Here is a 19,786-nt window from a genome sequence, read left to right on the forward strand (position 1 = left end):
TTACACTGATAAGAAATAATTTCGTGTGGATCTACAGAGTCATGGAACTGAAAGCGACAACGCTTGGAAAACGTCTGGCACAGCACCCTTACGATCGGGCGGTGATCCTCAATGCCGGGATTAAAGTCTCCGGCGATCGCCACGAATACCTTATTCCTTTCAATAAATTACTGGCGATTCACTGTAAGCGTGGTCTGGTATGGGGCGAGCTGGAATTTGTACTGCCGGACGAAAAAGTGGTGCGTCTGCACGGCACCGAATGGGGCGAGACGCAGCGTTTTTACCATCATCTTGATGCTCACTGGCGGCGGTGGAGTGGCGAGATGAGCGAAATTGCGTCTGGTGTTTTACGCCAGCAACTGGATTTGATTGCCACGCGCACTGGAGAAAATAAATGGCTGACGCGTGAGCAAACCTCTGGCGTTCAGCAACAAATCCGCCAGGCTTTGTCGGCGTTGCCGTTGCCGGTTAACCGACTGGAAGAATTCGATAACTGCCGTGAGGCGTGGCGTAAATGTCAGGCCTGGTTGAAAGATATTGAAAGCGCTCGGTTGCAGCATAACCAGGCGTATACCGAAGCCATGCTTACCGAGTATGCGGATTTTTTCCGCCAGGTCGAGTCTTCACCGCTGAATCCGGCGCAGGCCCGGGCAGTCGTTAATGGCGAGCATTCTCTGTTAGTGCTGGCAGGTGCAGGAAGCGGAAAAACGTCGGTGCTGGTGGCCCGTGCAGGCTGGTTGCTGGCACGTGGTGAAGCGTCCCCTGAGCAAATTTTATTGCTGGCGTTTGGTCGCAAAGCCGCTGAAGAGATGGACGAGCGGATTCGCGAACGGCTACATACCGAAGACATTACCGCACGCACGTTTCATGCGCTGGCGCTGCATATTATTCAGCAGGGCAGCAAAAAAGTTCCGATAGTCAGCAAACTGGAAAATGATACCGCTGCCCGTCATGAACTCTTTATTGCTGAGTGGCGCAAGCAATGCAGCGAAAAGAAAGCGCAGGCGAAGGGCTGGCGGCAATGGCTGACGGAAGAAATGCAGTGGTCAGTGCCAGAAGGTAACTTCTGGGATGATGAAAAATTACAGCGTCGCCTTGCCTCTCGCCTCGATCGCTGGGTAAGTCTGATGCGGATGCACGGTGGTGCACAGGCAGAAATGATTGCCAGTGCACCCGAAGAGATTCGCGATCTGTTCAGTAAACGTATCAAGTTGATGGCCCCGTTATTAAAAGCCTGGAAAGGTGCGCTGAAGGCAGAAAACGCTGTCGATTTTTCGGGCCTTATTCATCAGGCGATTGTGATTCTGGAGAAAGGTCGCTTTATCAGCCCGTGGAAGCATATTCTGGTTGATGAATTTCAGGATATCTCGCCGCAGCGGGCAGCGTTGTTAGCGGCATTACGCAAGCAAAACAGTCAGACGACGTTGTTCGCTGTTGGTGATGACTGGCAGGCGATTTACCGATTCAGCGGTGCGCAAATGTCGCTCACCACCGCTTTCCATGAAAACTTTGGTGAAGGCGAACGTTGTGATTTAGACACGACTTACCGTTTTAACAGTCGTATCGGTAAGGTGGCAAACCGTTTTATTCAGCAGAACCCAGGCCAGCTGAAAAAGCCGCTAAACAGCTTAACCAATGGAGACAAAAAAGCCGTCACGTTATTGGATGAGAGTCAACTTGACGCTTTGCTGGATAAGCTCTCTGGTTATGCCAAACCGGAAGAGCGCATTCTGATCCTGGCGCGTTACCATCACATGAGGCCTGCCAGCCTGGAAAAAGCGGCAACACGCTGGCCGAAGTTGCAAATCGACTTTATGACCATTCATGCCAGCAAAGGGCAACAGGCGGATTACGTCATCATCGTTGGCTTGCAGGAGGGAAGTGATGGTTTTCCGGCTGCGGCGCGGGAGTCGATTATGGAAGAGGCGCTACTGCCACCGGTTGAGGATTTCCCGGACGCTGAAGAACGGCGGTTAATGTACGTGGCGCTGACCCGGGCACGCCATCGGGTATGGGCACTGTTTAACAAAGAGAATCCCTCTCCCTTTGTTGAAATACTGAAAAATCTGGATGTGCCGGTGGCGAGAAAACCGTAAGAAACAGGTGGCGTTTGCCACCTGTGCAATATTACTTCAGACGGTCCGCGAGATAACGCTGATAATCGGGGATCAGAATATCGACCGCGTCGTTGAAATGCGGCGACTGGATTATGAAGTCTGCCGTTGCCACGTTGGTGGCGACCGGAATGTTCCATACCGTCGCCAGACGCAGCAAGGCTTTCACGTCAGGATCGTGCGGCACGGCATTTAGTGGATCCCAGAAGAAAATCAATACATCAATTTTCCCTTCTGAGATCAATGCGCCAACCTGCTGGTCACCCCCCATTGGGCCACTCAACATCGCGTTGACGTTCATGCCGGTCGCGCGGGAAATTAAGTTACCGGTAGTGCCTGTTGCATACAGTACGTGTTGTTCCAGTAACGGTTGATGCCGTTCCACCCAGCTCATCAGCATTTGTTTGCAGTGATCGTGTGCCACCAGCGCAATATGTTTCCGCGCAGGTAAAGTGCGAGTCGTCAGTTCCATAATGTACATCCGTAGTCAACTTTCCTACAGATTACTGTAAGCACTTATCGCTGCAAGATAAAGACCGAAAAAGCCTGCGCACAGGTACAAAAATCTCAGGAAGATGGTTGTTTTTCCGCCCACTGCAGGAAAGTATTTCGCGTTTGTGGGTCAGCCAGTTTAAACCAATACTTCAGCCGTTGTTCTGTGAGCACCTGAGACTGCGGTGGAATAGCATCCAGCTTGGAAACACCCGAAAGCAGCGTACTGTCATCTGCCATCATCGTGGCAAATTGCGGTAGTGAAGCGCGTTTCGCGGATTTGTTATAGCGTTCAACCTCGACCTCATAATCAATCGTTTTTGCCGTTGAGGTAATGGCGAGAATATCCAGCTTTACCGGAATCGGCGTCGCATCGCCATCCAACAATTCAAGGCGCGGCGCGGCATCAAAATGGTTAGCTTCCCGCTCATTCTCCAGGCGAGGCAGGCGAAAATTGACCTGGTTGATGAGCTGGGTATTAAAACTGACCACCAGCGGTGGGGAGATATACAGCCGTTCTTCACTATTGGAAAGATGAATCGTCTTCTCAACGCGAAACACTAACTGATGCGGTCCATTATCCAGTTCAATGCTGTCCGCACCGCGCAGCAGAGAGCTGGAAACCTTCTTGCCGTCGAGTACCAGAAGATCGACATCGGTTGAAAGCCGCAGCGTGGTGGCAAAAACGGATACCGGCAAACATAATGCAATCAAGGTGGTCACGATGCCGGTTTTCATAGGTAGCTCCTGTCAAAAGACCGCCCGAATAATAATGTGTCAAAATTTTTCTTTAATCATACTTACTAACATATAGACATATTTCCCGCTTTTGCTCTCATTCATTCGTATTAGCTGCATGGTTGGCATGTCGGCTTTGTCGTACACTTTGTTAAACAGTCTGGAGGAAATAATGAAAGAAACCGATATTGCAGGCATTTTAACGTCCACTCACACCATTGCGCTGGTGGGGGCAAGCGACAAACCCGATCGTCCCAGCTATCGCGTGATGAAATATCTACTCGACCAGGGGTATCATGTCATTCCGGTTTCGCCAAAAGTTGCCGGCAAAACGCTGCTGGGCCAGCAGGGGTATGGCACGCTGGCAGACGTTCCGGAAAAGGTCGATATGGTCGATGTTTTCCGTAATTCAGAATCGGCGTGGGGCGTGGCACAGGAAGCTATTGCCATTGGCGCGAAAACCCTCTGGATGCAACTGGGGGTGATTAATGAGCAAGCGGCAGTACTGGCACGGGATGCCGGGTTGAATGTGGTGATGGATCGCTGCCCGGCTATTGAGATCCCTCGCCTGGGCCTGGCCAAATAAAAAATCCCCGGAAGGCAAAAACCTTCCGGGGATTCGTTCAGGGATCAGTTACGCAGACGCGGGGCCTGGAGTTGTTTGCGGATGGTCTGCGCCAGCTCATCCATGGATGGCTGTTCAGGATGTTCATCCTGCAATTCGCTACTTAGCTGGGCTTCAGCCAGGTAGGTATGAACCGGTAGGCCGTTATCGTCCTCCATCACTACGTGATACCACGGAGCGGCGCGAAGCTCGTCATTTACCGCCAGCTCATCAGGCGACGGTTCAGAGAGCGAATAAACCGGGTCGATATCCACGACCACTCCGAGATAACCTAACAGGGAATGGCGGACCTGCTGGCCGATACCGAATTTGCTGGCAATCATAGTCACCTCCCGGGAAATCTTTACCTTTGATATAAGGGTAAAATTCCACATTTCAAGTTACATGACGCGACAGGCAAACCCTTTCAGATATAGCCCTTCCGGATAGGTAGCGATCACCGGATGATCGGCTGCCTGACGGAACTGCTCTATAAATTGTACATCACGGCCGGCATCAATTGCGGCATCCGCGATGATTTTCTGAAATAAATCGCTGGTCATCAGACCGGAACAGGAGAAAGTCAGGAGAATACCGCCTTCATTCAGCAACTGAATCGCCAGCATGTTGATATCTTTATAGCCACGACACGCGCCCATCAACTGGCTTTTATTCTCAACAAACTTCGGCGGGTCCATCACGATAACGTCAAATTTTTCACCGCGATCGCGATAAGTACGCAGCAATTTAAAGACATCATCACGGACAAACTCAGCCTTGCTCAGATCCAGTTTGTTCAGCTCAACGTTCTGCCGTGCAATATCCAGCGCTTCCTGGGAGGTATCAACGCTGACAACCTGGCTGCAACCGCCCATCAGTGCCGATACGGCGAAACCACCGGTATAGGAGAAACAGTTCAGCACACGTTTATTTTCAACGTAGCGGCGGGTAGCCAGGCGGCTGTCTCGCTGGTCCAGGTAGTAGCCCGTTTTGTGTCCGTGCTGAATATCCACCAGCAGCTTCATGCCGTGTTCTTCAATCGGCAGCAGGGCAGGCGGCAACTCGCCGGTGACGAGGCCCAGGGTCAGCTCCATCCCTTCTTTTTTACGTACCGCAACATCGCTGCGATCGTAAATCGCACATTCCGGGTACAGCGTTTGCAGGGCACTAACTAATGCCGCGCGCTGATATTCTGCCCCAGCACTCAGCAGTTGCAGCACCAGAAAATTACCGAAACGATCGATAGTAATACCCGGCAGGCCATCAGATTCTCCGGCGATTAAACGATAGCTGTCGAGGCCATCTTTTTGCGCCAGCCAGTCACGCCATTTTTGTGCTTGTTGCAAACGGCGGGAAAAAAAAGCAATGTCGATAGACTCAGACGGGTCAAACGTCCAGACGCGCGCCCGGATTTGCGAAGCTGGCGAATAAGCGCCGCGTGCTAACCATTTTCCCTGATGATCAACAATATCGATGGTTTCACCGAGGCTGGCTTTACCTTCCATGCGGGCAACGGCCCCGGAAAAGACCCACGGATGGCGACGAAGTAATGATTTTTCGCGCCCTTTGGCTAACACTAAACGTACACTCATAATTTACTTTTCTGTCGATGCAAAGAAATGGGCGTCATTGTCCGGAGTTTTCCATGGATTTGCAACGCGTCCATTAAGGATAAGGAGAGCAGCAATGTCGAAAGTCTGCATAATTGCCTGGGTTTACGGGCGAGTTCAGGGCGTAGGATTTCGCTACACCACACAGTACGAAGCGAAAAGACTGGGTTTAACCGGGTACGCCAAAAATCTTGACGATGGCAGCGTGGAAGTGGTTGCCTGCGGTGAAGAAGGGCAGGTGGAAAAATTAATGCAGTGGTTAAAGAGTGGCGGCCCGCGTTCTGCGCGTGTAGAACGGGTGCTCAGCGAGCCGCATCATCCCTCGGGGGAATTAACCGATTTTCGTATCCGTTAAATACATTTTACCGGTTTTGGCAGGCCAGCAATTTTGGTGGCTTGCTTCGCCGGACCTTTCGGAAACAGTCGGTATAAATAGCGGCTGTTACCTTTTTCTTCGCCAAATTTATTCGCCATCGCTTTTACCAGCATACGAATCGCCGGAGAAGTATTGAATTCCAGATAGAAATCACGCACAAAACGCACCACTTCCCAGTGTTCCGGTGACAGCGAAATCCCTTCGTTCTCTGCAATCACCACTGCCAGCGGCTCACTCCACTGGCTGCTTTCTTTGAGATAGCCTTCGGTATCCGTTTCTATCTCTTTACCTTCGAAGATCAGCATAATTATTACTACCTTAATCAGACTGGCGGCAGTGTAACAAAAAACAAAGCCCCGCATAAAGCGAGGCTATGAAAGTGTTAGCGGGTGAGATTAATCGCGGCTGGCGAAGCCCAGAATGCTCAGCAGGCTGACGAAGATGTTGTACAGCGAAACATACAGGCTAACCGTGGCACGAATATAGTTCGTTTCACCGCCATGAACGATGTTGCTGGTTTCAAACAAAATAGCGCCAGAGGAGATCAAAATGAAGACCGCGCTGATCGCCAGATGCAGAGCAGGCTGCTGCAGGAAGATATTAGCAACCATACCAATCAGCACCACCACAATACCCGCCATCAGCATACCGCCGAGGAACGACATATCTTTGCGGGTGGTCAGCACATATGCAGAGCAGCAGAAGAACACTAACGCCGTTCCGCCCAGTGCCATAGCGATTACGTCACCCATTCCGGCAGACAGATAGGTGTTCAGAATAGGTCCGAGGATATAACCCAGAAAACCGGTAAAGGCGAATGCGGAGATAATCCCGGTCGGCTTATTCGCCGTTTTATAGGTCAGGAACATCAAACCATACATACCCACCAGCGTCAGAATCAGACCCGGAGATGGCAGCATCAGCACCGTACTGGCAGTTGCGGTAATCGCCGAAAAGGCCAGCGTCAGGCTCAGCAGAAAATAGGTATTACGCAGCACCTTATGGGTGCTAAGCAGTGATGTACGGTCATGTGAAGAACTAACAATACGATCCATTGAGTCACTCTCTATGACAGATGTAATTAATTAAGCAGCATAATGATAATGCGTAAGGGCACCCAGAAGTTTTACCCATCTTTACGCATTTGATCTGGAACAGGTTTAACAGCGGATTATCAGGTCATTAAGCAAATATAACGCCCTGAGAATTTCGACAGGCAAAAGAAAAAGGGGTTAGCATTTAGCTAACCCCTTATCTTATTTGGCGGAAGCGCAGAGATTCGAACTCTGGAACCCTTTCGGGTCGCCGGTTTTCAAGACCGGTGCCTTCAACCGCTCGGCCACACTTCCGGAATGACGCGCACTATAAACATCCCGATGCGGCGTGTAAACCCCTAATTTGTTTGTTTGCCTGAAAAACAGCCAAAAGTGCATTGATAGCGTGAAATAACAGCAGATTGATCATTTCATCACCATGAATTCCTTCTCTTTTACTCGTTTAGCAACCGGCTAAACATCCCCACCGCCCGGCAAAAAGAAAAATAGGTCCATTTTTATCGCTAAAAGATAAATCCACACAGTTTGTATTGTTTTGTGCAAAAGTTTCACTACGCTTTATTAACAATACTTTCTGGCGACGTGCGCCAGTGCAGAAGGATGAGCTTTCGTTTTCAGCATCTCACGTGAAGCGATGGTTTGCCTTGCTACAGGGACGTCGCTTGCCGACCATAAGCGCCCGGTGTCCTGCCGGTGTCGCAAGGAGAAGAGACGTGCGATATGAATAACGAGGAAACATTTTACCAGGCCATGCGGCGTCAGGGCGTTACCCGGCGCAGCTTTCTCAAATATTGTAGTCTGGCTGCCACGTCGCTGGGATTAGGCGCGGGAATGGCACCAAAGATTGCCTGGGCGCTGGAGAACAAACCCCGCATTCCGGTGGTATGGATCCACGGTCTGGAATGCACCTGCTGTACCGAATCTTTTATCCGCTCCGCTCACCCACTGGCGAAGGACGTCATCCTTTCCCTGATTTCCCTCGATTATGACGATACTTTGATGGCTGCCGCCGGAACCCAGGCGGAAGAAGTCTTCGAAGACATCATCACGCAATACAATGGCAAATATATCCTCGCAGTAGAAGGTAATCCGCCGCTGGGCGAGCAGGGGATGTTCTGTATCAGCAGCGGTCGACCGTTTATTGAGAAACTCAAACGTGCCGCTGCCGGAGCCAGCGCGATTATCGCCTGGGGAACCTGCGCGTCCTGGGGCTGCGTGCAGGCCGCGCGGCCCAATCCGACGCAGGCAACGCCTATCGACAAAGTCATCACCGACAAACCCATTATCAAAGTACCTGGCTGCCCGCCGATCCCGGATGTGATGAGCGCCATCATTACTTACATGGTGACCTTTGATCGCTTGCCAGATGTCGACAGAATGGGCCGTCCGCTGATGTTCTATGGTCAGCGAATCCACGATAAATGCTATCGCCGCGCCCACTTCGACGCCGGAGAGTTCGTCCAGAGTTGGGATGATGACGCTGCCCGCAAAGGTTACTGCCTGTACAAAATGGGCTGTAAAGGGCCTACCACCTATAACGCCTGTTCCTCCACACGCTGGAATGATGGCGTTTCTTTCCCAATCCAGTCTGGTCACGGCTGCCTAGGCTGTGCGGAAAATGGTTTCTGGGATCGCGGTTCGTTCTACAGCCGCGTGGTCGATATTCCGCAAATGGGTACTCATTCCACCGCCGATACCGTCGGTTTAACCGCGCTTGGCGTGGTGGCAGCGGCTGTTGGTGTGCACGCAGTCGCCAGCGCCGTTGACCAGCGCAGACGTCATAACCAGCAACCTACAGAAACCGAACATCAGCCAGGCAATGAGGATAAACAGGCATGAGCACTCAGTACGAAACTCAGGGATACACCATCAATAATGCCGGACGCCGCCTGGTGGTCGACCCGATTACGCGCATCGAAGGCCACATGCGCTGCGAAGTGAATATTAACGATCAGAATGTGATCACCAATGCCGTCTCCTGCGGCACCATGTTTCGCGGGCTGGAGATCATCCTACAAGGGCGCGACCCGCGCGATGCGTGGGCGTTCGTTGAACGTATCTGCGGCGTCTGTACTGGCGTACACGCCCTGGCTTCGGTTTACGCCATCGAAGATGCTATCGGTATTAAAGTGCCGGACAACGCCAATATCATCCGCAACATTATGCTGGCAACGCTCTGGTGCCACGATCATCTGGTGCACTTCTATCAGCTTGCCGGGATGGACTGGATCGATGTGTTAGATGCGCTGAAAGCCGACCCGCGGAAAACCTCCGAACTGGCGCAAAGTCTCTCCTCTTGGCCGAAATCATCCCCTGGCTATTTCTTCGACGTACAAAACCGCCTGAAAAAATTTGTTGAAGGCGGGCAGTTGGGGATCTTCCGCAATGGCTACTGGGGGCACCCGCAGTACAAACTGCCGCCAGAAGCTAACCTGATGGGCTTTGCCCACTATCTCGAAGCTCTCGATTTCCAGCGTGAAATTGTCAAAATCCACGCGGTCTTTGGCGGTAAAAACCCGCATCCAAACTGGATTGTCGGCGGGATGCCTTGCGCCATCAACATTGACGAAAGCGGCGCGGTCGGGGCAGTCAATATGGAACGCCTGAACCTGGTGCAGTCAATTATCACCGCACGGCGGACTTCATTAACAACGTGATGATCCCCGACGCCTTAGCCATCGGTCAGTTCAACAAACCGTGGAGCGAAATCGGCACTGGTCTTTCTGATAAATGCGTTCTCAGCTACGGCGCATTCCCGGATATTGCCAACGACTTTGGCGAGAAAAGTCTGCTGATGCCTGGCGGCGCGGTGATTAACGGCGACTTCAACAATGTGCTGCCAGTGGATTTGGTTGATCCGCAGCAGGTGCAGGAGTTTGTCGACCACGCCTGGTATCGATATCCCAACGATCAGGTCGGGCGTCATCCGTTCGATGGCATCACCGACCCGTGGTACAACCCCGGCGATGTCAAAGGCAGCGATACCAACATTCAGCAGCTGAATGAACAGGAACGCTACTCGTGGATCAAAGCGCCACGCTGGCGCGGTAACGCGATGGAAGTGGGGCCGCTGGCGCGCACGTTAATCGCTTATCACAAAGGCGATGCTGCGACCGTTGAGTCGGTCGATCGCATGATGTCGGCGTTGAACCTGCCGCTTTCCGGTATCCAGTCAACGTTAGGCCGCATTTTGTGCCGCGCGCACGAAGCGCAGTGGGCCGCAGGTAAGTTGCAGTATTTCTTCGACAAGCTGATGACCAACCTGAAAAACGGCAATCTCGCCACTGCTTCCACGGAAAAATGGGAACCTGCAACCTGGCCGACAGAGTGCCGTGGTGTCGGTTTTACCGAAGCGCCGCGCGGGGCGTTAGGCCACTGGGCCGCCATTCGCGATGGCAAGATTGATCTCTACCAGTGCGTGGTGCCGACCACCTGGAACGCCAGCCCACGCGATCCCAAAGGGCAGATTGGAGCTTATGAAGCGGCGCTGATGAACACCAAAATGGCGATCCCCGAGCAACCGCTGGAGATCCTGCGTACTCTGCACAGCTTTGACCCGTGCCTCGCCTGTTCAACACACGTGCTGGGCGACGACGGTAGCGAGCTGATCTCCGTGCAGGTGCGTTAACAGCGAAGGAGAATCATCATGCAACAGAAAAGCGACAACGTTGTCAGCCACTATGTCTTTGAAGCGCCAGTCCGCATCTGGCACTGGTTGACGGTGTTATGCATGGCGGTGTTGATGGTCACCGGATACTTTATCGGCAAGCCGCTACCTTCCGTCAGCGGCGAGGCGACGTATCTGTTCTATATGGGCTACATCAGGTTAATTCACTTCAGCGCCGGGATGGTTTTTACCGTGGTTTTGCTGATGCGGATCTACTGGGCTTTTGTTGGCAATCGATACTCCCGCGAGCTGTTTATCGTGCCGGTATGGCGTAAAAGCTGGTGGCAGGGCGTGTGGTATGAAATCCGCTGGTATCTGTTTCTGGCAAAACGTCCGAGTGCCGATATAGGCCATAATCCCATCGCCCAGGCGGCGATGTTCGGCTATTTCCTGATGTCGGTCTTTATGATCATCACTGGTTTTGCGCTGTACAGCGAACACAGCCAGTACGCTATTTTTGCGCCGTTCCGTTATGTGGTGGAATTTTTCTACTGGACGGGTGGCAACTCAATGGACATTCACAGCTGGCATCGGCTGGGGATGTGGCTGATTGGCGCGTTTGTGATCGGTCATGTCTACATGGCGCTGCGTGAAGACATCATGTCCGACGACACGGTGATCTCCACCATGGTCAACGGCTACCGTAGCCACAAATTTGGCAAAATAAGTAACAAGGAGTGTTCATGAGCGAGCAACGCGTGGTGGTCATGGGGCTGGGCAACCTGCTGTGGGCCGATGAAGGCTTCGGCGTGCGGGTGGCGGAACGGCTGTATGCCCATTACCACTGGCCCGAGTATGTGGAGATTGTCGATGGCGGTACTCAGGGACTGAACTTGCTGGGGTATGTCGAAAGCGCCAGCCATCTGTTGATTCTCGATGCCATTGACTACGGGCTGGAACCTGGAACGCTGCGAACCTATGCCGGAGAACGCATTCCGGCTGATATCAGCGCGAAGAAAATGAGCCTGCATCAGAACAGTTTCTCCGAAGTGCTGGCGCTGGCAGATATCCGCGGACATCTGCCAGCACATATTGCCCTCGTCGGGCTGCAACCCGCGATGCTCGACGACTACGGCGGCAGCCTGAGCGAACTGGCACGGGAGCAACTGCTCGCTGCGGAACAATCGGCGCTGGCGCAGTTGGCTGCGTGGGGAAGTGTGCCGCAACCGGCTAATGAATCGCGTTGTCTCAATTATGACTGTCTGTCGATGGAAAATTACGAAGGCGTTCGCTTGCGCCAGTACCGGATGACACAGGAGGAGCAGGGATGAGCAACGACACGCCATTTGATGCGTTGTGGCAACGAATGCTGGCGCGCGGCTGGACGCCGGTCAGTGAATCCCGTCTTGACGACTGGCTTACGCAAGCGCCAGACGGCGTGGTGTTATTAAGCAGTGACCCGAAACGCACGCCAGAGGTCAGCGATAATCCGGTAATGATTGGCGAATTACTGCACGAGTTTCCCGACTATACATGGCAGGTGGCGATTGCTGACCTTGAGCAGAGCGAAGCCATCGGCGATCGCTTTGGCGTCTTTCGCTTTCCTACCACTTTAGTGTTTACCGGCGGAAACTATCGCGGCGTGCTGAATGGTATTCACCCGTGGGCGGAACTGATAAACCTGATGCGCGGGCTTGTCGAACCGCAGCAGGAGCGTGCCTCATGAGCGAAACTTTTTTCCATCTGCTGGGGCCAGGAACGCAACCGAACGATGACAGTTTCAGCATGAATCCACTGCCGATCACCTGTCAGGTGAATGATGAACCGAGTATGGCGGCCCTGGAGCAATGTGCTCACAGCCCGCAGGTGATTGCGCTGTTAAACGAGTTACAACATCAACTAAGCGAACGCCAGCCGCCGTTGGGCGAGGTGCTGGCAGTCGATCTGTTAAATCTCAACGCCGACGATCGTCACTTTATCAATACGCTTCTCGGGGAAGGGGAAGTGTCAGTGCGCATTCAGCAGGATGACGACAGTAAAAGTGAAATACAGGAGGCGATCTTCTGCGGATTATGGCGGGTGCGCAGACGTCGCGGCGAAAAGTTGCTGGAGGACAAACTGGAGGCTGGCTGCGCGCCGCTGGCGTTGTGGCAGGCGGCAACGCAAAATCTCTTGCCGACAGATTCGCTGTTACCGCCGCCCATTGATGGCCTGATGAATGGCCTACCGTTGGCGCATGAGTTACTGGCACATGTACGTAACCCCGACGCGCAGCCGCACAGCATTAATCTGACGCAATTACCCATCAGCGAGGCTGATCGGCTTTTTCTCTCACGTCTCTGTGGGCCGGGAAATATTCAGATTCGTACCATTGGCTATGGCGAGAGCTATATCAACGCCACGGGGTTACGCCATGTCTGGCATTTACGCTGTACGGACACCTTAAAAGGCCCGTTACTGGAAAGTTATGAAATCTGCCCAATACCGGAAGTGGTGCTGGCAGCGCCAGAAGATTTGGTCGACTCTGCGCAGCGGCTTAGCGAGGTATGTCAGTGGCTGGCGGAAGCTGCACCGACGTAAAAAGACGGTAAGTATCGCTTTCAGTCTTATGAATATCGCAATCGGCGAATACCTCTGGTCGTAGAGTTTCAGGATAAAGAGGGAGATCTAACATTATCGGGTTATTTTTCTCTCTTCGCCTACAGGAGTGCGCATGTGGGATGTCATTGATTTATCGCGCTGGCAGTTTGCTCTGACCGCGCTGTATCACTTTTTATTTGTACCCCTTACCCTGGGGCTGATTTTTTTGCTGGCTATCATGGAAACCATTTACGTGGTCACCGGCAAAACAATCTACCGCGATATGACGCGCTTCTGGGGTAAGCTCTTCGGTATCAATTTTGCTCTTGGCGTGGCTACCGGCCTGACCATGGAGTTTCAGTTTGGTACTAACTGGGCATTCTATTCCAACTATGTGGGCGATATTTTTGGCGCACCGCTGGCGATGGAAGCATTAATGGCCTTCTTCCTCGAATCCACCTTTGTCGGGCTTTTCTTCTTCGGCTGGCAGCGGCTGAATAAATACCAGCACCTGCTGGTGACGTGGCTGGTGGCGTTCGGTTCAAATCTCTCTGCATTGTGGATATTGAATGCCAACGGTTGGATGCAATACCCGACCGGTGCGCATTTTGATATCGACACCCTACGTATGGAGATGACCAGCTTCAGCGAGCTGGTCTTTAACCCGGTCAGCCAGGTGAAATTTGTGCACACCGTAATGGCGGGCTACGTGACCGGGGCCATGTTTATTATGGCGATCAGCGCCTGGTATTTACTGCGCGGACGGGAGCGCGATGTTGCATTACGCTCGTTTGCCATCGGTTCCGTCTTCGGTACTCTGGCGATTATCGGCACGCTACAACTCGGAGACAGTTCTGCGTATGAAGTCGCGCAAGTACAACCGGTAAAACTGGCGGCGATGGAAGGGGAGTGGCAAACGGAACCTGCTCCTGCACCGTTCCATGTGGTTGCCTGGCCGGAACAGGATCAAGAGCGTAACGCCTTTGCCATCAAAATTCCCGCGCTGTTAGGGATCCTCGCCACTCACTTATTAGATAAACCCGTGCCGGGTCTGAAGAATTTGATGGCTGAAACCTACCCACGCTTGCAACGCGGACGTATGGCTTGGCTGTTAATGCAGGAAATATCGCAAGGCAATCGTGAGCCGCATGTGTTGCAGGCATTCCGGGAACTGGAAGGTGACCTGGGCTACGGCATGTTGCTCTCCCGCTATGCGCCGGATATGAATCATGTCACAGCCGCACAGTACCAGGCGGCGATGCGTGGCGCGATACCTCAGGTTGCGCCGGTATTCTGGAGTTTCCGCATCATGGTGGGCTGTGGTTCCCTGCTGCTACTGGTGATGCTGATTGCGCTTGTCCAGACGCTGCGTGGCAAAATCGACCAGCATCGCTGGGTGCTGAAAATGGCGCTCTGGAGTTTGCCGTTGCCGTGGATTGCGATTGAAGCCGGGTGGTTTATGACCGAGTTTGGTCGTCAGCCGTGGGCGATACAGGACATCTTACCGACATACTCCGCGCATTCCGCTTTAACCACAGGACAACTGGCTTTCTCACTGATCATGATCGTAGGGCTTTACACCCTGTTCTTAATCGCCGAAGTCTACCTGATGCAGAAATATGCCCGTCTGGGGCCGAGCGCGATGCAGAGTGAACAACCGACGCAGCAACAGGGGTAAAGGAGAAAATCATGTTTGATTATGAAACATTGCGCTTCATCTGGTGGCTGCTGATTGGCGTGATCCTGGTGGTCTTTATGATCTCCGACGGATTTGACATGGGGATCGGCTGTCTGCTGCCGCTGGTGGCGCGTAATGATGATGAACGCCGGATAGTGATAAACAGCGTTGGTGCACACTGGGAAGGCAACCAGGTCTGGTTGATCCTCGCTGGTGGGGCATTATTTGCCGCCTGGCCCAGAGTGTATGCAGCGGCGTTTTCCGGCTTTTATGTGGCGATGATCCTGGTGCTGTGCTCACTGTTCTTCCGCCCGCTGGCCTTTGATTATCGCGGAAAAATCGCCGATGCACGCTGGCGTAAAATGTGGGACGCCGGTCTGGTCATCGGCAGTCTGGTGCCGCCGGTAGTCTTCGGTATCGCCTTCGGCAACTTGTTGCTCGGCGTGCCGTTTGCCTTCACACCGCAATTACGCGTGGAGTATCTCGGCAGCTTCTGGCAACTGCTGACGCCATTCCCTTTATTGTGCGGATTGCTCAGCCTTGGGATGGTGATTTTGCAAGGTGGCGTCTGGTTACAACTGAAAACTGTTGGTGTGATTCATCTGCGTTCACAGCTGGCCACCAAACGCGCTGCACTGTTGGTGATGCTGTGCTTTTTGCTGGCGGGTTACTGGCTGTGGGTCGGTATTGATGGCTTTGTACTGCTCGCCCAGGATGCTAACGGTCCTTCCAATCCGTTAATGAAACTGGTGGCAGTGCTACCTGGTGCCTGGATGAATAATTTCGTCGAATCGCCCGTTTTGTGGATCTTCCCGCTGCTGGGGTTCTTCTGCCCATTGCTGACGGTGATGGCGATTTATCGTGGTCGCCCAGGTTGGGGATTTTTAATGGCGTCATTGATGCAATTTGGCGTGATTTTCACGGCAGGCATCACGCTGTTCCCCTTCGTCATGCCGTCAAGCGTGAGTCCGATCTCCAGCCTGACGTTGTGGGACAGCACTTCCAGCCAGCTGACGCTGAGCATTATGTTGGTAATCGTGCTGATATTTTTGCCCATTGTGTTGCTCTACACTCTCTGGAGCTACTACAAAATGTGGGGGCGCATGACAACAGAAACTCTCCGCCGTAACGAAAACGAGTTGTACTAAGGAGCAGGAACAATGTGGTATTTACTTTGGTTCGTCGGCATTTTGTTGATGTGTTCGCTCTCCACCCTTGTGTTGGTATGGCTGGACCCGCGTCTGAAAAGTTAACGAACGTAGGCCTGATGCGGCGCATTAGCATCGCATCAGGCAATCAATAATGTCAGATATGAAAAGCGGAAACATATCGATGAAAGCGATCTTAATCCCATTTTTATCTCTTCTGATTCCGTTAACCTCGCAATCTGCATTCGCTCAGAGTGAGCCGGAGCTGAAGCTGGAAAGTGTGGTGATTGTCAGTCGTCATGGTGTGCGTGCTCCAACCAAGGCCACGCAACTGATGCAGGATGTCACCCCAGACGCATGGCCAACCTGGCCGGTAAAACTGGGTTGGCTGACACCGCGCGGTGGTGAGCTAATCGCCTATTTCGGACATTACCAACGCCAGCGTCTGGTGGCCGACGGATTGCTGGCAAAAAAGGGCTGTCCGCAGCCTGGTCAGGTCGCGATTATTGCTGATGTCGACGAGCGTACCCGTAAAACAGGCGAAGCCTTCGCCGCTGGGCTGGCACCTGACTGTGCAATAACCGTACATACCCAGGCAGATACGTCCAGTCCCGATCCGTTATTTAATCCTCTAAAAACTGGCGTTTGCCAACTGGATAATGCGAACGTGACTGACGCGATCCTCAGCAGGGCAGGAGGGTCAATTGCTGACTTTACCGGGCATCGGCAAACGGCGTTTCGCGAACTGGAACGGGTGCTTAATTTTCCGCAATCAAACTTGTGCCTTAAACGTGAGAAACAGGACGAAAGCTGTTCATTAACGCAGGCATTACCATCGGAACTCAAGGTGAGCGCCGACAATGTATCATTAACCGGTGCGGTAAGCCTCGCATCAATGCTGACGGAGATATTTCTCCTGCAACAAGCACAGGGAATGCCAGAGCCGGGGTGGGGAAGGATCACCGATTCACACCAGTGGAACACCTTGCTAAGTTTGCATAACGCGCAATTTTATTTGCTACAACGCACGCCAGAGGTTGCCCGCAGCCGCGCCACCCCGTTATTGGATTTGATCATGGCAGCGTTGACGCCCCATCCACCGCAAAAACAGGCGTATGGTGTGACATTACCCACTTCAGTACTGTTTATTGCCGGACACGATACTAATCTGGCAAATCTCGGCGGCGCACTGGAGCTCAACTGGACGCTTCCCGGTCAGCCGGATAACACGCCGCCAAGTGGTGAACTGGTGTTTGAACGCTGGCGTCGGCTAAGCGATAACAGCCAGTGGATTCAGGTTTCGCTGGTCTTCCAGACTTTACAGCAGATGCGTGATAAAACACCGCTGTCATTAAATACGCCGCCCGGAGAGGTGAAACTGACCCTGGCAGGATGTGAAGAGCGAAATGCGCAGGGCATGTGTTCGTTGGCAGGTTTTACGCAAATCGTGAATGAAGCACGCATACCGGCGTGCAGTTTGTAATGCATAAAAAAGAGCATTCAGTTACCTGAATGCTCTGAGGCTGATGACAAACGAAGAACTGTCTAATGCGTAGACCGGAAAAGGCGTTCACGCCGCATCCGGCCATTTTCAGTTTTACTCTTTCTCGGAGTAACTATAACCGTAATAGTTATAGCCGTAACTGTAAGCGGTGCTGGCGCGTTTAATCACACCATTGAGGATAGCGCCTTTAATATTGACGCCTGCCTGTTCCAGACGCTGCATTGACAAACTCACCTCTTTGGCGGTGTTCAAGCCAAAACGCGCAACCAGCAGGCTGGTGCCAACAGAACGCCCCACGACCGCGGCATCACTCACCGCCAGCATCGGCGGCGTATCGACAATCACCAGATCGTAATGGTCGTTCGCCCATTCCAGTAATTGACGCATCCGATCGCGCATCAGCAGTTCAGACGGGTTAGGTGGCACCTGACCGCGAGTAATCACATCAAAGCCTCCTTTGCCAAAATGCTGGATCACTTTGTTGAGCTCATCTTTACCTGCCAGATATTCCGACAAGCCATGTTCATTACTCACGGTAAACAGGTTATGCGAATAACCACGGCGTAAGTCGGCATCAATAAATAACACTTTTTGATCGGACTGGGCGATCACCGCTGCCAGAGTTGAACTGACAAACGTTTTACCACTGTCTGGCGTCGCACCGGTGATCATCAGAATGTTATTCTCCGTCTCCATCATAGCGAAGTGCAGACTGGTTCGTAGCGCACGTACGGCTTCCACAGCAGAATCCGCCGGGTTATCCACCGCCAGGAAGGGGATATTTTTAGTACGATGGCGCTGCTGATTAGAAAATAAATTTTTCTTACGCAGACGGGTACGTTTATCCAGCCACTCGGACATTGGGATAGTGGCATAAACGCTGATGCCGTGCTCTTCCAGTTGTTCCGGGGCTTCTACACCACGACGCAACATCGCACGCGCCAGCACGGCACCCACCGAAATAAACAGGCCAAGAATAAAACCAAGCACCACGTTCAACGCTTTTTTCGGTTTCACTGGCTGCGGCTGAGTGACTGCCGGGTCGATAATCCGCACGTTACCAATGGCACTGGATTTCGAAATACTCAACTCCTGCTGGCGGTTAAGTAATTGCAGATATACCGCACGGCCCGCTTCTACGTCACGGCTTAAACGTAACACTTCCTGTTGAGTGGAAGGCATTGCCGATACCCGCTTATTCAGGCGTTTGCGTTCTTGCTCCAGCGTCTGGCGTTTTTCCAGCAGCGCACGATAAGTTGGGTGATCTTTCTTATACAGCTGGGAGATCTCTGCCTCGCGGAAAGTCAGCTCATTGAGTTGATTATCAACGTTCACAATCTGCTCAAGAACGGCTTTGGCTTCTAGGTTAAGGTCAACCGAATCGCGCTGCTGGCGATAAACGTTGAGTTTTTCTTCCGCCTGGTCCAGCTCGCTGCGCACTTCAGGCAACTGGCGCTGTAAGAATTCAAGGCTTTGTGAATCCTGCGCCGCCTGGCGAGCGATATTCTGTTGCAAATAGTTGTTAGCGATGCTGTTCAGAATACGAGTAATCAACTGGGGATCATCACCAGTCATGGTAAGTTCCAGCATCCCGCTTTCTTTACTGCGTTCGCTAACGGTAAAGGTTTCCTGCAATGCGTTAATCGCTTCCAGTTCGGTACGCTGGCTCAGGACAAACTGTGTTCCTGGTTTGGCCTTAATGTCCGCGATAGTCAGCGCAACGCCATCTTTTTCCAGACGCTGGCCGACCATACCATTGACGGTGAACTCTTCACCTTCCAGTGTATAGTGGCCGTTTTCCCCAACCGTGAGTGTCAGTTGCTGATCCTGACCATTCAGTTGTGGAATATGCATCCAGCTGATCGCCAGCTCACCTGGTTTTTCTTTGGTTAATCTCGCCCAGCCGCGACCCACAATCGGAAAATACTTCTGCTCAACTATGTCGCGCAGATTCAGTTCAGCAATGGTTTTACCGAGAATCATGCGCGATTGCAGCAGTTGGATCTCCGGTGCAGACTCGGGCGATGAGTTAGGGATCATATCACTCAGGCCGCTGAGAATGGCGTTGCCCTGTTTTTGCTCAACCTGGACCAGAGTATCTGCCTGATAAATTGGTGTGCTTAACAGCGAGTAAGCGACAGCGATCAGCGTGAATAACGCGGTCACGCTGATAATAAACTTACGGTGATCCCATAACTCGCCGACCAGACGAAGCAGATCGATCTCATTTTCCTGAGTGCTGCTTGGTGGCGTATTCATATTTTTAGTTGTCATCGTATT

The 19,786-nt window shown here is 52.5% G+C and carries 19 protein-coding genes, 1 tRNA gene and 1 pseudogene; 13 read left to right on the forward strand and 8 right to left on the reverse strand.

Features of this window, described 5'->3' with window-relative positions; translation table 11 throughout:
- The first annotated feature begins 41 nt into the window (after positions 1 to 41).
- Entirely contained in the window at positions 42 to 2,096 is a 2,055-nt protein-coding gene (gene helD / locus BGK49_RS23560; protein WP_005043009.1) for a DNA helicase IV, read from the forward strand.
- A 31-nt stretch (positions 2,097 to 2,127) separates the two neighbouring features.
- Here the strand turns inward: helD and mgsA are convergent, their stop codons facing one another.
- Both mgsA and BGK49_RS23570 read right to left on the reverse strand, forming a co-directional pair.
- Entirely contained in the window at positions 2,128 to 2,586 is a 459-nt protein-coding gene (mgsA, locus tag BGK49_RS23565; protein ID WP_000424181.1) for a methylglyoxal synthase, read from the reverse strand.
- 95 nt (positions 2,587 to 2,681) lie between these two features.
- On the reverse strand, positions 2,682 to 3,344 hold the full coding sequence (locus BGK49_RS23570) for a DUF2057 family protein (RefSeq protein WP_000847792.1): 663 nt from the start codon (positions 3,342 to 3,344) through the stop codon (positions 2,682 to 2,684).
- A gap of 172 nt (positions 3,345 to 3,516) precedes the next feature.
- On the opposite strand from BGK49_RS23570, the gene BGK49_RS23580 reads away from it, so the two are divergent.
- The gene (locus BGK49_RS23580) at positions 3,517 to 3,930 is read left to right on the forward strand and encodes a CoA-binding protein (RefSeq protein WP_005043073.1); all 414 of its coding nucleotides are present in this window, start codon (positions 3,517 to 3,519) and stop codon (positions 3,928 to 3,930) included.
- A 44-nt stretch (positions 3,931 to 3,974) separates the two neighbouring features.
- On the opposite strand, the gene hspQ is transcribed toward BGK49_RS23580, so the two are convergent.
- Both hspQ and rlmI read right to left on the reverse strand, forming a co-directional pair.
- Complete coding sequence (gene hspQ, locus BGK49_RS23585; RefSeq protein ID WP_001295356.1) at positions 3,975 to 4,292, reverse strand: heat shock protein HspQ; 318 nt, start codon at positions 4,290 to 4,292, stop codon at positions 3,975 to 3,977.
- 57 nt (positions 4,293 to 4,349) lie between these two features.
- Complete coding sequence (gene rlmI / locus BGK49_RS23590) at positions 4,350 to 5,540, reverse strand: 23S rRNA (cytosine(1962)-C(5))-methyltransferase RlmI (protein WP_000116300.1); 1,191 nt, start codon at positions 5,538 to 5,540, stop codon at positions 4,350 to 4,352.
- Positions 5,541 to 5,634: 94 nt separating this feature from the next.
- Between rlmI and yccX the strand changes: the two genes are divergently transcribed.
- Positions 5,635 to 5,913 carry an acylphosphatase gene (yccX, locus tag BGK49_RS23595; protein ID WP_000048252.1) on the forward strand — a complete coding sequence of 93 codons (279 nt, stop codon included), beginning with the start codon at positions 5,635 to 5,637 and terminating at the stop codon, positions 5,911 to 5,913.
- On the opposite strand, the gene tusE is transcribed toward yccX, so the two are convergent.
- The 3 genes from tusE to BGK49_RS23610 all read right to left on the reverse strand — a co-directional run bounded on the left by tusE (position 5,910) and on the right by BGK49_RS23610 (position 7,283).
- Positions 5,910 to 6,239 carry a sulfurtransferase TusE gene (gene tusE, locus BGK49_RS23600; protein ID WP_000904442.1) on the reverse strand — a complete coding sequence of 110 codons (330 nt, stop codon included), beginning with the start codon at positions 6,237 to 6,239 and terminating at the stop codon, positions 5,910 to 5,912. The genes yccX and tusE overlap by 4 nt on opposite strands.
- A 90-nt stretch (positions 6,240 to 6,329) precedes the next feature.
- Complete coding sequence (yccA, locus tag BGK49_RS23605; RefSeq protein WP_000375139.1) at positions 6,330 to 6,989, reverse strand: FtsH protease modulator YccA; 660 nt, start codon at positions 6,987 to 6,989, stop codon at positions 6,330 to 6,332.
- Between the two features lie 206 nt (positions 6,990 to 7,195).
- Positions 7,196 to 7,283, reverse strand: a tRNA-Ser gene (locus tag BGK49_RS23610).
- Between the two features lie 426 nt (positions 7,284 to 7,709).
- Between BGK49_RS23610 and hyaA the strand changes: the two genes are divergently transcribed.
- The 10 genes and pseudogenes from hyaA (at position 7,710) to appA (ending at position 17,485) form a co-directional block, all read left to right on the forward strand.
- Positions 7,710 to 8,828, forward strand: coding sequence for a hydrogenase 1 small subunit (gene hyaA / locus BGK49_RS23615; RefSeq protein ID WP_001058323.1), 1,119 nt, complete (start codon positions 7,710 to 7,712; stop codon positions 8,826 to 8,828).
- A pseudogene (gene hyaB, locus BGK49_RS23620) lies at positions 8,825 to 10,617 on the forward strand (Ni/Fe-hydrogenase large subunit). The gene hyaA and the pseudogene hyaB overlap by 4 nt, the downstream one beginning before the upstream one ends.
- A gap of 18 nt (positions 10,618 to 10,635) precedes the next feature.
- The gene (gene hyaC, locus BGK49_RS23625) at positions 10,636 to 11,343 is read left to right on the forward strand and encodes a Ni/Fe-hydrogenase b-type cytochrome subunit (RefSeq protein ID WP_001186423.1); all 708 of its coding nucleotides are present in this window, start codon (positions 10,636 to 10,638) and stop codon (positions 11,341 to 11,343) included.
- Positions 11,340 to 11,927: a hydrogenase 1 maturation protease gene (gene hyaD / locus BGK49_RS23630; RefSeq protein ID WP_000003658.1), complete on the forward strand. Its 588-nt coding sequence runs from the start codon at positions 11,340 to 11,342 to the stop codon at positions 11,925 to 11,927. The genes hyaC and hyaD overlap by 4 nt, the downstream gene beginning before the upstream one ends.
- Positions 11,924 to 12,322, forward strand: a complete 399-nt coding sequence (gene hyaE / locus BGK49_RS23635; protein ID WP_000063975.1) for a hydrogenase-1 operon protein HyaE — start codon at positions 11,924 to 11,926, stop codon at positions 12,320 to 12,322. The genes hyaD and hyaE overlap by 4 nt, the downstream gene beginning before the upstream one ends.
- Positions 12,319 to 13,176, forward strand: a complete 858-nt coding sequence (locus tag BGK49_RS23640; protein ID WP_000004914.1) for a hydrogenase expression/formation protein — start codon at positions 12,319 to 12,321, stop codon at positions 13,174 to 13,176. The genes hyaE and BGK49_RS23640 overlap by 4 nt, the downstream gene beginning before the upstream one ends.
- A gap of 133 nt (positions 13,177 to 13,309) precedes the next feature.
- Positions 13,310 to 14,854 carry a cytochrome bd-II oxidase subunit 1 gene (gene appC, locus BGK49_RS23645; protein WP_000263542.1) on the forward strand — a complete coding sequence of 515 codons (1,545 nt, stop codon included), beginning with the start codon at positions 13,310 to 13,312 and terminating at the stop codon, positions 14,852 to 14,854.
- A gap of 11 nt (positions 14,855 to 14,865) precedes the next feature.
- Positions 14,866 to 16,002, forward strand: a complete 1,137-nt coding sequence (gene appB, locus BGK49_RS23650; RefSeq protein WP_000460803.1) for a cytochrome d ubiquinol oxidase subunit II — start codon at positions 14,866 to 14,868, stop codon at positions 16,000 to 16,002.
- 12 nt (positions 16,003 to 16,014) lie between these two features.
- Positions 16,015 to 16,107 carry a cytochrome bd-II oxidase subunit CbdX gene (gene cbdX / locus BGK49_RS23655; RefSeq protein ID WP_000270305.1) on the forward strand — a complete coding sequence of 31 codons (93 nt, stop codon included), beginning with the start codon at positions 16,015 to 16,017 and terminating at the stop codon, positions 16,105 to 16,107.
- Positions 16,108 to 16,186: 79 nt separating this feature from the next.
- Positions 16,187 to 17,485 (forward strand): bifunctional acid phosphatase/4-phytase, encoded by a 1,299-nt coding sequence (appA, locus tag BGK49_RS23660; protein ID WP_005028145.1) that lies wholly within the window; start codon positions 16,187 to 16,189, stop codon positions 17,483 to 17,485.
- A gap of 114 nt (positions 17,486 to 17,599) precedes the next feature.
- Here appA and etk read toward each other — a convergent pair whose 3' ends face one another.
- The gene (etk, locus tag BGK49_RS23665) at positions 17,600 to 19,780 is read right to left on the reverse strand and encodes a tyrosine-protein kinase (RefSeq protein WP_000208686.1); all 2,181 of its coding nucleotides are present in this window, start codon (positions 19,778 to 19,780) and stop codon (positions 17,600 to 17,602) included.
- Positions 19,781 to 19,786 lie beyond the last annotated feature (6 nt).

It is taken from the genome of Shigella sp. FC1544 (assembly GCF_001722145.1).
In the GTDB taxonomy this organism is placed as follows: domain Bacteria; phylum Pseudomonadota; class Gammaproteobacteria; order Enterobacterales; family Enterobacteriaceae; genus Escherichia; species Escherichia coli.

Excerpts from the sequence above, each read along its gene's own strand:
- yccA (WP_000375139.1), bottom strand. The coding sequence starts at position 6,989 with ATGGATCGTATTGTTAGTTCTTCACATGACCGTACATCACTGCTTAGC.
- hyaC (WP_001186423.1), top strand. The coding sequence starts at position 10,636 with ATGCAACAGAAAAGCGACAACGTTGTCAGCCACTATGTCTTTGAAGCG.
- BGK49_RS23570 (WP_000847792.1), bottom strand. The coding sequence starts at position 3,344 with ATGAAAACCGGCATCGTGACCACCTTGATTGCATTATGTTTGCCGGTA.
- helD (WP_005043009.1), top strand. The coding sequence starts at position 42 with ATGGAACTGAAAGCGACAACGCTTGGAAAACGTCTGGCACAGCACCCT.
- rlmI (WP_000116300.1), bottom strand. The coding sequence starts at position 5,540 with ATGAGTGTACGTTTAGTGTTAGCCAAAGGGCGCGAAAAATCATTACTT.
- cbdX (WP_000270305.1), top strand. The coding sequence starts at position 16,015 with ATGTGGTATTTACTTTGGTTCGTCGGCATTTTGTTGATGTGTTCGCTC.
- hyaE (WP_000063975.1), top strand. The coding sequence starts at position 11,924 with ATGAGCAACGACACGCCATTTGATGCGTTGTGGCAACGAATGCTGGCG.
- BGK49_RS23640 (WP_000004914.1), top strand. The coding sequence starts at position 12,319 with ATGAGCGAAACTTTTTTCCATCTGCTGGGGCCAGGAACGCAACCGAAC.
- hspQ (WP_001295356.1), bottom strand. The coding sequence starts at position 4,292 with ATGATTGCCAGCAAATTCGGTATCGGCCAGCAGGTCCGCCATTCCCTG.
- BGK49_RS23580 (WP_005043073.1), top strand. The coding sequence starts at position 3,517 with ATGAAAGAAACCGATATTGCAGGCATTTTAACGTCCACTCACACCATT.
- etk (WP_000208686.1), bottom strand. The coding sequence starts at position 19,780 with ATGACAACTAAAAATATGAATACGCCACCAAGCAGCACTCAGGAAAAT.
- hyaA (WP_001058323.1), top strand. The coding sequence starts at position 7,710 with ATGAATAACGAGGAAACATTTTACCAGGCCATGCGGCGTCAGGGCGTT.
- appB (WP_000460803.1), top strand. The coding sequence starts at position 14,866 with ATGTTTGATTATGAAACATTGCGCTTCATCTGGTGGCTGCTGATTGGC.
- yccX (WP_000048252.1), top strand. The coding sequence starts at position 5,635 with ATGTCGAAAGTCTGCATAATTGCCTGGGTTTACGGGCGAGTTCAGGGC.
- appA (WP_005028145.1), top strand. The coding sequence starts at position 16,187 with ATGAAAGCGATCTTAATCCCATTTTTATCTCTTCTGATTCCGTTAACC.
- hyaD (WP_000003658.1), top strand. The coding sequence starts at position 11,340 with ATGAGCGAGCAACGCGTGGTGGTCATGGGGCTGGGCAACCTGCTGTGG.
- tusE (WP_000904442.1), bottom strand. The coding sequence starts at position 6,239 with ATGCTGATCTTCGAAGGTAAAGAGATAGAAACGGATACCGAAGGCTAT.
- mgsA (WP_000424181.1), bottom strand. The coding sequence starts at position 2,586 with ATGGAACTGACGACTCGCACTTTACCTGCGCGGAAACATATTGCGCTG.
- appC (WP_000263542.1), top strand. The coding sequence starts at position 13,310 with ATGTGGGATGTCATTGATTTATCGCGCTGGCAGTTTGCTCTGACCGCG.